General features: G+C 75.6%; 11 protein-coding genes. 5 read left to right on the top strand and 6 right to left on the bottom strand.

Annotated elements, in window-relative coordinates; translation table 11 throughout:
- Positions 1–4: 4 nt before the first annotated feature.
- The 5 genes from BMX65_RS16185 to BMX65_RS16165 form a co-directional block, all read right to left on the bottom strand.
- On the bottom strand, positions 5–682 hold the full coding sequence (locus tag BMX65_RS16185) for an isochorismatase family protein (RefSeq protein ID WP_075001007.1): 678 nt from the start codon (positions 680–682) through the stop codon (positions 5–7).
- Positions 683–695: 13 nt separating this feature from the next.
- Complete coding sequence (locus BMX65_RS16180; protein ID WP_075001305.1) at positions 696–2,333, bottom strand: (2,3-dihydroxybenzoyl)adenylate synthase; 1,638 nt, start codon at positions 2,331–2,333, stop codon at positions 696–698.
- 86 nt (positions 2,334–2,419) lie between these two features.
- The gene (locus BMX65_RS16175) at positions 2,420–3,649 is read right to left on the bottom strand and encodes an isochorismate synthase (protein ID WP_075001006.1); all 1,230 of its coding nucleotides are present in this window, start codon (positions 3,647–3,649) and stop codon (positions 2,420–2,422) included.
- 42 nt (positions 3,650–3,691) lie between these two features.
- Positions 3,692–4,516 carry a 2,3-dihydro-2,3-dihydroxybenzoate dehydrogenase gene (locus tag BMX65_RS16170; RefSeq protein ID WP_075001005.1) on the bottom strand — a complete coding sequence of 275 codons (825 nt, stop codon included), beginning with the start codon at positions 4,514–4,516 and terminating at the stop codon, positions 3,692–3,694.
- Positions 4,513–5,541, bottom strand: a complete 1,029-nt coding sequence (locus BMX65_RS16165; RefSeq protein ID WP_075001004.1) for an ABC transporter substrate-binding protein — start codon at positions 5,539–5,541, stop codon at positions 4,513–4,515. Before BMX65_RS16165 ends, BMX65_RS16170 begins: the two co-directional genes overlap by 4 nt.
- A gap of 81 nt (positions 5,542–5,622) precedes the next feature.
- On the opposite strand from BMX65_RS16165, the gene BMX65_RS16160 reads away from it, so the two are divergent.
- The 3 genes from BMX65_RS16160 to BMX65_RS16150 are packed head-to-tail and all read left to right on the top strand — an operon-like array spanning position 5,623 to position 8,655.
- A complete protein-coding gene (locus BMX65_RS16160; RefSeq protein WP_079171919.1) occupies positions 5,623–6,708 on the top strand; it encodes a FecCD family ABC transporter permease in 1,086 nt (361 codons plus the stop codon).
- A complete protein-coding gene (locus tag BMX65_RS16155; RefSeq protein ID WP_075001003.1) occupies positions 6,705–7,823 on the top strand; it encodes a FecCD family ABC transporter permease in 1,119 nt (372 codons plus the stop codon). Before BMX65_RS16160 ends, BMX65_RS16155 begins: the two co-directional genes overlap by 4 nt.
- A 7-nt stretch (positions 7,824–7,830) precedes the next feature.
- Positions 7,831–8,655, top strand: a complete 825-nt coding sequence (locus tag BMX65_RS16150; RefSeq protein ID WP_075001002.1) for an ABC transporter ATP-binding protein — start codon at positions 7,831–7,833, stop codon at positions 8,653–8,655.
- 77 nt (positions 8,656–8,732) lie between these two features.
- Here BMX65_RS16150 and BMX65_RS16145 read toward each other — a convergent pair whose 3' ends face one another.
- Entirely contained in the window at positions 8,733–9,125 is a 393-nt protein-coding gene (locus BMX65_RS16145; protein ID WP_075001001.1) for an STAS domain-containing protein, read from the bottom strand.
- A 218-nt stretch (positions 9,126–9,343) separates the two neighbouring features.
- Between BMX65_RS16145 and BMX65_RS16140 the strand changes: the two genes are divergently transcribed.
- Together BMX65_RS16140 and BMX65_RS16135 are read left to right on the top strand one after the other, a co-directional pair.
- Positions 9,344–9,799: a pyridoxamine 5'-phosphate oxidase family protein gene (locus BMX65_RS16140; protein WP_075001000.1), complete on the top strand. Its 456-nt coding sequence runs from the start codon at positions 9,344–9,346 to the stop codon at positions 9,797–9,799.
- Between the two features lie 208 nt (positions 9,800–10,007).
- The gene (locus BMX65_RS16135; protein WP_177214282.1) at positions 10,008–10,700 is read left to right on the top strand and encodes a universal stress protein; all 693 of its coding nucleotides are present in this window, start codon (positions 10,008–10,010) and stop codon (positions 10,698–10,700) included.
- The last annotated feature ends 109 nt before the right edge of the window (positions 10,701–10,809 follow it).

Below are 10,809 nucleotides of genomic sequence, written 5' to 3'. Positions count from 1 at the left end.
GGATTCAGACCTCCGTGTGGTCGGTGGACGCCGGGCGGGCGGCGGGTTCGGCGAGGTCGCCGACGAGCGTCTCGGTGGTGCTGACGACCGCGCAGCGGCCCGCGGCCCAGCGCAGCGCCGCCCGGTGGTCCGCGCGGGAGAAGTCGGCCACCGCGTCGGCGGCGACGAACGCCTGGATGTCCCGCATCCAGGCGTCGCAGGCGGTCACCAGGACACCGATGTGCGCGTACACCCCGGCGATCACCAACTGGTCGCGGCCCGAGCGGTGCAGCAGCTCGGCCAGGTCGGTGCGCACGAACGCGCTGTACTTCCACTTCGTGAGGACCCGGTCGCCCGCCGCGGGGGCGACGGCCGCCGGCACGGCGAGGGCCTGGGGGGTGTCGGCGGCGCCGGGCCCCCAGAAGTCGGCCTGCAGCCCGCGCTCCTCGGGTGACTGTCCGCCGCGCTGCGCCGAGTAGACGACGGGCACGCCCAGGCGGCGGCACTCGGTCAGCAGCCGCGCGGTGTTGCCGAGCATGCCGATCAGCGGCTGCCGGCCGGTCGGGAAGGCGCTGAGGAAGTGCTGCTGCAGGTCGTGGACGAGCAGCACGGCGCGCGCGGGGTCCGCGCGCCAGGACGCCCGGTTCGCGGGCAGTTCGTCCGCGGTCGGCAGAAGGTAGGGGTCGATGGCGGGGAGTGCCATGTTCGAGGGCCTTTCAGTGCTGCGGAGCGGTGGCCGCGGCGGATCGCAGTTTTGTCTTGCTGACCTTGCCGACACCGGTCTGCGGGAACGCGGTGACGAACTCCACGACGTCGGGCACCTTGTAGGCGGCGACGCCGCGCTCGCGCACGAACCGTTTGAGGTCGGCGGGCTTCAGCGGCCCGCCGTCCGCGCGGGGGACGACGTAGGCGAGCGACCGCTCCCCGAGGTACGCGTCGGGCACGGCGACGACGGAGACGTCGTGCACCGCGGGGTGGGCGAGGAGGATGTTCTCCACCTCCTCGGGTGCGATCTTCTCGCCGCCCCGGTTGATCTGGTCCTTGGCCCGCCCCTCGACCACGAGGTGCCCGCCGGGGGTGCGCCGCACCAGGTCCCCGGTCCGGTAGAACCCGTCGGGGGTGAAGGAGCGCGCGTTGTGCCGCGCGGCGCGCCAGTAGCCGCGGATGGTGTACGGGCCGCGGGTCAGCAGGTGTCCGGACGCGCCCTCGGGCACCTCCCGGTCGGCGTCGTCGACGATGCGGATCTCGTCGTCCGGGGAGATGGGGCGGCCCTGCGTGGTGACGACGGTCTCCGTGTCGTCGTCCAGCCGGGTGTAGTTGACCAGGCCCTCGGCCATGCCGAAGACCTGCATCAGCCGGCAGCCGAGCGCCGGTTCCAGCCGCCGCGCCGCCTCCTCGCTGTACTTGGCGCCGCCCACCAGCACCAGCTCCAGGCTCCGCAGGTCCTCCGGGGTGCCGGCGGCCGCCTCCGTCCACAGCAGGGCCAGCGGCGGCACCAGGCCGGTCATGGTGACCCCCTCGCGGGCCACCAGGGGGAAGGCGGTGGCCGGATCGGGGCGCGGGCACAGGACGACCCGGCCGCCCGCCGCCAGGGTGCCCAGCCAGCCGGGCGAGCTCATGGGGAAGTTGTGCGCCGCGGGCAGGGCGACGAGGTAGCGGGTGTGCTCGTCCACGCCGCAGATCTCGTTCGAGCCGTGGAGCGAGTACAGGTAGTCGTCGTGGGTGCGCGGAATCAGCTTGGGTGTGCCGGTCGTGCCGCCCGACAGTTGCAGGAAGGCCAGCTCGTGCGGCTCCGGACCGGCGGACGGGCACGTCGCGGGCACGGAGCCGGGCGCGGCCTCCGCCACCTGGGCCAGGGCCGTGTGCGTGCCGGGCTCGCCGACGACGAACACGTGCCGCAGCGTCGGGGTGTCCCGCTGGACCCGGGAGGCCGGCTCGCGGTGGTCCCAGCCCGTGTGCCGGTCGCAGGTCACATAGGCGGCGGCTTCGGTGAAGGCGCAGAAGTGGCGGATCTCCGCCTCCCGGTGCGCGGGAAGGGCGAAGACGGGCAGCGCGCCGATCCGGAACAGCGCGAAGACCACCTCCACGAACTCTCCGACATTGGGCAGGTGCAGCACCACGCGGTCGCCCCTGCCCAGGCCGCGGGCCGCGAATCCGCTGGCCAGCCGGTCGGCGCGCTCGTCCAGTTCCCGGTACGTCCAGGTGCGGCGCCGGGGCGCCGGGTCGACCAGCGCGATCCGGTCGGGGTGCGCGGCGGCCCGCTCACGCAGCAGTTGCCCGAACGTTTCGCCGCGCCAGTGGCCGGCCGCCCGGTACCGCTCGGCGAACTCGGCGGGCCAGGTGGGCGCGTCCAGCCCCGGAGTGGTCGCGGGCGCGGTCGGGCTCGCGCTCTCGGACGATGGCCCGTCCTCGACAGGGTTCGCGGAATCGGACAGGCTGTTCACAGGGCGGCTCCCACGGCGTCCAGGAAGGTGCGGAACTTCGCTTCGGTCTCGGCGGTCTCCGCCTGCGGCGAGGAGTCCGCCACCACACCGGCACCCGCGAACAGGCGCAGCCGGCTGCCCTCGGCCTCGGCGCAGCGGATCGTCACCACCCAGTCGCCGTCCCCCTGTGCGTCCTGCCAGCCGACCATGCCGGTGTACGGACCCCGGTCGAACGGTTCGCAGGACGCGATCAGCTTCCGCGCGGCTGCGGTCGGGGTTCCGCAGACGGCGGGGGTGGGGTGCAGCGCGGTGGCCAGGTCCAGCGCGGTCGCGGCCGGTTCGGCCAGCTCCCCGGAGACGGTGGTGGACAGGTGCCACATGGCGGCGGTGCGCACCAGGGTGGGTTTGCCGGGCACCAGCAGGCGGGTGCAGAAGGGCGCCAGGGCCTGCCGTACGGCGTCGACGACGACGGCGTGCTCGTGCAGGTCCTTGGGGGACTCCAGCAGTGCGGCGGCCCGCCGCACGTCCTCGGCGAGGTCGCTGCTGCGTGGCGCCGATCCGGCCAGCGGGTTGGCGGTCAGGCGTCCGTCCCGCCGGGCGACCAGGAGTTCCGGGCTGGCGCCCACGAGCGTGCGGCCGGGGCCGCTGGGGACGGCGAAGGTGTATCCGGCCGGGTCGCGGTGGGCCAGCCTGCGCAGCATGGCGCGCAGATCGGGCTCGTGCGGCGCGGTCAGGTCCAGGGCGCGGGCCAGCACCACCTTCTCCAGCTCGCCCGCCCGCAGGCGGGCGACCGCGGCGGCCACCGCCGCGCCGTACCGCTCGGCGCCGGGCACCTCGCGGACGTGCCAGCCGCCGCCGGTCTCCTGATCCGGCATCGGCAGTACCGTCTGCGGGTCCTCTCGCAGCGGCGGTGCCCAGCGCACCTGTTCCGGTACGGCCAGCGCGGGCGGCGCGTCGGGCGCGAAGGGCAGCGCCCCGACCACGAGGGGAGCCGGCTCGCCCGCCTGCCGCCGGGCCTCCAGCAGCCGCCGCACGCGCTGCGGCAGCGGCCTGCTGTCGTGCGGCACCTGCGCGGACGTCCCCCGTGCCAGCAGGGTGCGCTCCGGGGTGGCCAGCAGCCGGTCGGTGCCGGGCCGGTAGTCCTCCAGCAGAGCGGTGGCGGCGCCGGGCGAGTGTGCGGGGTACGGCAGCGCGGCCGGCCCCGACCGGGAGGCGGGGGCGGGACGTTCGCGCAGTGGGGCAGACATGGGTTCTCCCAGGAGAGTGGCGGGTACGGTCCGGGCGGCCGGTCAGGCCCGCAGGGTGGCGCCGCCGTCGACGTACAGGTCGTGCAGGGTGATGTGGCGGGCGCGGTCGGAGACGAGGAAGGCGACGGCCTCCGCGATGTCCTCCGGCTCGGCGATCCGGCCCAGCGGGATGCCGGTGCGGTGCGCGGCGAGATCGCCCTGCACGGCCCGCTGTTCGCCGTCCGCCGTGCTCTGGTGCCCGTCCTCGTCCTGCGCCCGGGCTCCGGACGCGGAGCGCCGGGCGGCGCGCTGCATGGCGGTCCGCGTCGAGCCGGGGGAGACGGTGTTGCAGCGCACGCCCCGGGCGGCCAGCTCCAGTCCGAGGCACTTGGTGAACATCACCGCGGCGGCTTTTGAGGCGGCGTAGGCCGCCATCCCGGTGCGCGGGATGCCCGCCGCGTTGGAGGCCACGGTCACGATGCTGCCGCTGCCCCGCTCGGCCATGGTCCGGCCCGCCGCGCGCGAGACGTGCAGCACGCCGGTGGTGTTGACGGCGAAGGTGGCCGCCCAGTCCGCGTCGCTCAACTCCAGGACCTGCGCGGTGCGCAGGATCCCGGCGACGTTGACGGCGATGTCGAGGGGTCCGGACAGGTCCGCCGTCTCGGCCAGCAGCGCGTCGACGGCGGCCGGATCGGTGACGTCCAGGGTGCGTGCGGTGACCCGGTCCGGGTGGTGGGCGGCCAGTCGCGCGACCCCGTCCGGGTCCAGGTCGGTCGCCACGACGCGGGCCCCGCGTGCGGCGAGTTCCCGTACCACCGCGGCGCCGATGCCCCGGCCGGCCCCGGTCACCAGGGCGGTCCGGCCCGCCAGTTCGTCCGCGGCGGTCATTCGGCCATGGCCTTCCGGATGTCGCCGAGCACCGAGAGGGCGGCTTTGGCACCGCCCAGGCTCGTCCACTTCGAGCCGTCGATCTCGGTCACGTGCTTCTCGCGCACCGCGTCCAGTTGCCGGTAGGCGGGCTTGCCGGTCAGCTCGTCGAGCAGGTCGGCGTCCGGCCCGGTGGGGGAGAGGGTGCCGATGAACAGCCAGTCGGCGTCGATCTTCTCGAGGTTCTCGTCGCTGATCGGGGTGGAGTGCCCCTCGCCCTTGCGCTGCTGAAGGCCGGGCCTCTCGAAGCCGAGGTCGGCCAGCACGTCGCTGATGAAGACGCCCTGCTGCATGACGGCGGTGCCCTTGGCCGAGTAGCGGGCGACGGAGACGCTGGCTCCGGCCCGGGGGCCGAGGTCCTTCTTCAGCGCGGCCGTCCGGGACCGGTAGCGCTTCAGGAACGCGTCGGCCCGGTCGCCGCGGCCCAGCACCTCCGCGGTGAGTTCGAGGGACTTCTGCCAGTCCTTGGTCTTGTCGATGGTCACCACGGTGGGTGCGATCTTCTTGAGCTGCTGGAGGACCTGCTCGTCGGCGAGCTGGCCGGCGAGGATGACATCCGGTTCGGCGCGGACGACCTTCTCGATGTCGGGACCGGTCACCGCGCCGACGGTGGGGATGCCCTCGGCCTCCTTCGCGAGATAGGCGGGGGCGCCCTGCTGGCCCCGGCCCGCGGTCAGGCCGACCGGCCGGACGCCGAGAGCGAGCGCGGAGTCCAGGTCCATCTCGCTGAGCGCCACCACCCGTCGGGGCCGCTTCGTGACCGAGACCTCGGTGCCGGTGGCGTCGGTCACGCGCACCGTGCCGCTCTCGCCCTGTGCGCCACCGGAGCGGGACGTCTCCTCGGCGGAGCCGCATCCGGCGAGGGCGAGGGCGCAGGCGCTGAGGCAGAGGGCTGCCGCGGTGGACCGGACGGCCGCGGGGCGGGTGGCGGCCGCGGAGACCGGGGCGGTGTGTCTGCGGGCGGGGGAGGACGGCTCGAGCTGCATGGGCGGTGTTCTCGCTTTCGGGCATGCGGAGTTCTGGCGCCGGCCGGTCGCGACCAGGCGTACTTAGGTTAGGCTAACCTTATGTTGAGTGTGCAAGAGCGGCGGTCCGCCCCGGCCGGTGACCGCCCCCCGCGACGCCGCCGCCCCGCCGGACGGCAGGCACTCGGCGCCGGGGCGGCACTGACCGTGCTCCTGGCGGTCCTCGCCCTGGTGTCGCTCCTGGTCGGCAGCGGCTCCAGCTCGCCCGGCCGGGCCTGGGACTACCTGCTCGGCGACCCCTCGGCGCGGGCCGATCCCCAACTGCGCCTCGCCGTGCTGCAGGTGCGCTTCCCCCGGACCCTCGCCGCCGTGCTGGTCGGCCTGTGCCTGGGCACGGCCGGCTGCCTGCTGCAGGCGGCCACCCGCAACCCCCTCGCCGAGACCGGTCTGCTCGGCGTCAACTCCGGTGCCGCCTTCGCCGTCGTCCTGGGGCTCACCTTCTTCGGGGCCGACTCGTCCGCCGAACTGCTCGGCTGGGCGCTGCTCGGCGGCATCGCCGCGAGCGCCGTCGTGCTGCTGCTCGCCGCGTCCGGGCGCACCGCGGGATCACCACTGCGGCTGGTGCTCGTCGGCTCCGCGCTGGGCGCCACCTTCCACGGTCTGACCTCGTACGTCCTGCTGGGCACGCAGGCCACGTTCGACACCTACCGCTACTGGACCCTCGGCTCCCTGGCCGGGGTCGGCACCGGCGAACTGGCCCCGCTCCTGCTGCCGGTCGCCCTCGGCCTGGGCACCGCCCTGGCCTGCGCCCGCCCGCTGTCCGCGCTCGGTCTCGGTGACGACGGCGCCCGGACGCTGGGCCACCACCCCCAACGCATCCGGCTGCTGGTGGCCGGTGCCGTCGCGCTGCTCGGCGGCTGCGCGGTGGCGGTCGCCGGACCCGTCGCCTTCCTCGGACTGCTCGCCCCCTACGCGGCGCGCGCGGTGACCGGGCCGCGGATGACCGCCCAACTCCTGCTGTCCGCACTGGTGGCGGCCGATGTGCTGATCCTGGCCGACATCCTCGCCCGGGTGCTCGTCCGGCCCTGGGAGACCCCGGTCAGCGTGCTGCTCGCCTTCGTCGGGGGCCCGCTGCTCATCGGCATCGCCCGCTCGCGGCGGCTGTCCACCGCGGGGGCGACGGCATGACCGGACCCCGTCCCACCCGGCCCCCGCGTCCGGGCCGGCACCCCGGTGGCGGCCGGCCGGCCGACGGACCCGGGCTCACACCGCCTGACAGCACCCTGCTGCGGGCCGGACCCTTCTCCTGGCTCCTCCCGCGCCGCAGCGCGCTCGCCGCCGCCCTGCTGCTCCCGCTGCTCGTCCTCCTCGTCGCCGCCGGCGTGGTGGTGAGTTCGGCCGGGACGAGCCTGCCGGACGCCCTCTCCGGGCTGCTCGGTACGGGGGAGCCTGGCACGGTGATGATCGTGCGGGAGTTCCGGCTGCCGCGCCTGTGCGTGGCGCTGATGGTCGGAGCCGCGCTCGGCGTCTCCGGCTGCCTCACCCAGACACTGGCGGGCAACCGGCTGGCGACCCCCGACATCATCGGCGTCAACGAGGGTGCCACCGCCGCCGTCGTCGCCTCGGCGGCGGGGTCGTCGACCGGCATGGTCGGGCACTGGTGGCTCGGCCCGCTCGGCGCCGTGGCGGCCGCGGTCCTCGTCGTGCTGTGCGCGGGCGGGGCCGGTTCGGCCGGCTACCGGGTCCTCGTCGTCGGCATCGGGGTCTCCACCGTCATCGGCGCCGTCAGCGATCTGGTCATGTCGCGGGAGAACGACAACACCGCGGGCGGCGTCTTCCTGTGGGCGGTCGGCAGCCTCAGCGGCCGCGACTGGCAGGTGGGCACCCCGCTCCTGGCCGCTCTGGCCGTCCTGCTGCCCCTCGGCCTCGCCGCCGGGCACCGCCTGCAACTCCTGCGCCTCGACGACGAGGTGACCGCGTCACTCGGCGTGGACCTGCGCCGCCTGCGGGCCGCCGCGCTCGGCCTCGCCGTCGTCCTCGCCGGGCTCGCCGTCGGTGTCGGCGGACCCGTCGCCTTCGTCGCGCTGGCCGCCCCCGTCCTCGCCCAGCGGCTGTGCGGACCCACCCGGGTGCCCGTCCTCGGGTCCGCGCTCACCGGAGCCGCACTCGTGGTCGCGGCCGACACCCTCGGCCGCGTCATCGCCCCCGTCGAACTCCCCGTCGGCGTCGTCACCAGCGTGCTCGGCGGACCCTTCCTGCTGTGGGTCCTGCTCGGCCCGGACCGTACCACCGGAAAGGTCTGAACCCGCCATGACCGACACCCCTCCCGGCCTGGAGGTCCGCTCCCTGCACGCCGGATACCCGGGCCGCCGGATCGTCCACGGCGTGGATCTGACGGTCCCGGCCGGGCAGGTCGCCGCCGTCGTGGGTCCCAACGGCTGCGGCAAGTCCACCCTGTTGCGCGCCCTCGCCCGCCTCCACCGGCCGGAGTCCGGCACGGTGCACGTCGCGGGATCCGACATCTGGCAGGCCGGCCGCCGCCGGGCCGCACATCTGGCGGCCCTGCTGCCCCAGTCGCCCCGCGCTCCCGAGGCCGTCACCGTCGCCGGACTCGTGCGCTACGGCCGCCATCCGCACCAGGGGCTGCTGCGCCAGTGGTCCCGCGAGGACGAACGCGCCGTGCACGAGGCGCTGGAGGCCACCGGCACCACCGGACTGGCCGCAGAACGCCTGGACCAGCTCTCCGGCGGCCAGCGGCAGCGCTGCTGGCTCGCCATGGTGCTCGCGCAGCACACACCCGTGGTGCTGCTCGACGAGCCCACCAGCGCCCTCGACCTCGGACACGCCGTCGACGTCCTCGAACTCGTCCGGGACGTCGCCGCCGCCGGCCGCACCGTCGTCATGGTCCAGCACGACCTGACGGCCGCGGCGCGCTACGCCGACACCCTGGTGGCGATGAAGGACGGCCGCGTACTCGCCCAGGGGCCGCCCCGCGCCGCGGTAGACCAGGCCCTCGTCAAGGAGCTCTACGGCCTGGAGGCGGACATCCTCCCGGCGCCCGCCGACGCCGCTCCCCTCGTCGTTCCCCGGCCGCGCCCCCGGCCGGGCGGGGCGGCGGCCGTGCGCCGGACATGATCCGGCGATTCCGCCCTGCGGTGCCGGGCAGCGCTGCTCGGGACCGCCGCTCGGCCGCCGGCGCGGCTGCCCGGCGGTCACGCGGTAGGTGTCCGGGCGGGGGAAGCGGTGCGGGCGGCGGCCGGGGCCTCCGGCAGCCGGGTGTGTATCTCGAAGGTGTCGGCCAGCCGGGCGTGTTCCAGGATCCGCAGGAAGCGGTTGCTGTCGCAGACCAGCCGAAGCCTGCCGTGCCGTGCCGCGGTGCGGTTCCTGGCCCGGCACAGCAGACTCAGCCCGCTGCAGTCCATGAAGGAGACCGGTCGCAGATCCAGCACCAGGTCGGGTCGTGGGCCGGCGGTCAGCGCGTCCAGCCGGGAGGCGAGCAGCGGCGCCGTACTGATGTCGAGCTCTCCGCCCACTTCCAGCACGGTCACGCCACCGTCGGCGCGTTTCGTGTGGCAGTGCGCGGACTCGGGGGAGTTCTCGGACATGCGTCCAGGTAAGCGCGGGGCACCGGCCGCCGGGTAGGGCCGGTCGGTCCCGCGCCTGTGTTCGACGCGCAGCACCCGGACCGGCCGGGCCGGTCGCCGCACGGCAGAGCGGGACCGCTCGCCGGTAACCCGGGACCGACGGCCCTCACCCCGCTCCAGCGCCCCCGGGCAGGCTGGAGGAGACCGCCCGGCCGGCACATCCGAACCACGGAGTGGACATGTATCCGAATGACGGCTTCCGTGAACTGGACCGGCGGGAGTGCTTCCGCCGCCTGGCGTCGGTGCGGCTCGGCCGCCTCGTCCACACCCGTCACGCCCTCCCCGCCGTCCTGCCGGTCGCCTTCCGCCTGGACCACGACGGGGCCGTGCTGCTGCGGACCTCGGCCGCCTCGGAACTGGCGCGTGCGATCGACCAGGTGGTGGTGGCGTTCGAGGCGGACGACGTCGACGAGCGGGCGCCGTCCGGCTGGAGCGTCGTCGTCACCGGGCGCGCCGCGGTGGTCACCGATCCTCTCGAACAGGACCGGCTCCGGCGGAACGGCCTCTGCACCTGGGCGCCTTCGGCCGGAGGTCTCTTCGTACGCGTCGAACCCGCACTGGTCACCGGCCGGGAACTGGCCGGCCGCCCGGTCGATGTGTGCGGCACCGGCCCGGCGCCCGGTCCGCCCGGGTGAGCGGGTCCGGACGGCCCCGCGGAAGAGGGCCGTCCGGACCCGTCGCGGCGCACCTCGTGGCCCTGCCGCCGCCGCGGCGGGAGGCGAACCATCGCCGGCGGAACGGGCGACGGCCCGCCCGCGGCCCGGCACGCACGGACGCCGCGTCCTGCTCCGCACTTGCTCACCGTCGGTACCGCAGCGGTGCCGCACCGGGGAAGGGACTGCCATGACTGCTCCGTACGTGGTCGTCGGGGTGGACGGTTCAGCGGTCGCGGTACGGGCACTGGACCGGGCCGCCGACGAAGCCGCGCGCCGCCGCACCGGACTCCACCTCGTGTACGCGGTTCCCGACCGCGACGAGGCGGCACCCGTGCTGGCGTCGGCCCGGACCCGGCTGCGGGCCCGCCATCCCGGTCTGCCGGTGGCCGCCACCGCAGCCGAGGGCGGCGCGGTGCGCGCCCTGGTGCGCGAGAGCGCCGGAGCGTCCCTCACGGTGGTCGGCGCCGGGGGACTGGGTGCTGTGGCCGGTGCCCTGTTCGGCTCGGTGAGCCTGCGGCTGGCCGCCCGCCCGCCCGGCCCGCTGCTGGTGGTACGCGGGGCCCGGATACGGGACGAGGGATGTGCGGTGCTGCTCGGGCTGGAGAGCGACGCCGAGGCCGATGCCGCGGCCTACGCCTTCGCCGAGGCGGAGCGGCGCGGCGCCCGGCTGCGGATCTTTCTGCGCTCCCGCGCAGGGACCGGGACCGACCGCCCGGATCCCGTACGGGCCCTGCTGGCCGCCACCCGCGAGGCGTCCGTCGCCGTCGTCGAGGCGCACCGCCGCACCCACCGGCTCGGCCCGCAACTGGGCCAGGTCGCGCACGCCCTGCTGCACCACTCGCACTGCCCGGTGCTCGTGGTGCCGGCGCCACCGGTGTAGGCCCCGCCGCGTCGGCGGACGGGAATCCCGGTCCGCCGACGGCCGTTCGTGGCGTCTCCGCTCCCTGCAGAGCCCCGGCCGGTCCCGCCACCCGGTGGGTGCCCGGTAC

The organism is Streptomyces qinglanensis (genome assembly GCF_900111245.1).
Lineage (GTDB): Bacteria > Actinomycetota > Actinomycetes > Streptomycetales > Streptomycetaceae > Streptomyces > Streptomyces qinglanensis.
Note: the sequence above shows the minus strand (reverse complement) of the source record. Positions and strands in the feature narration are given on the sequence as shown.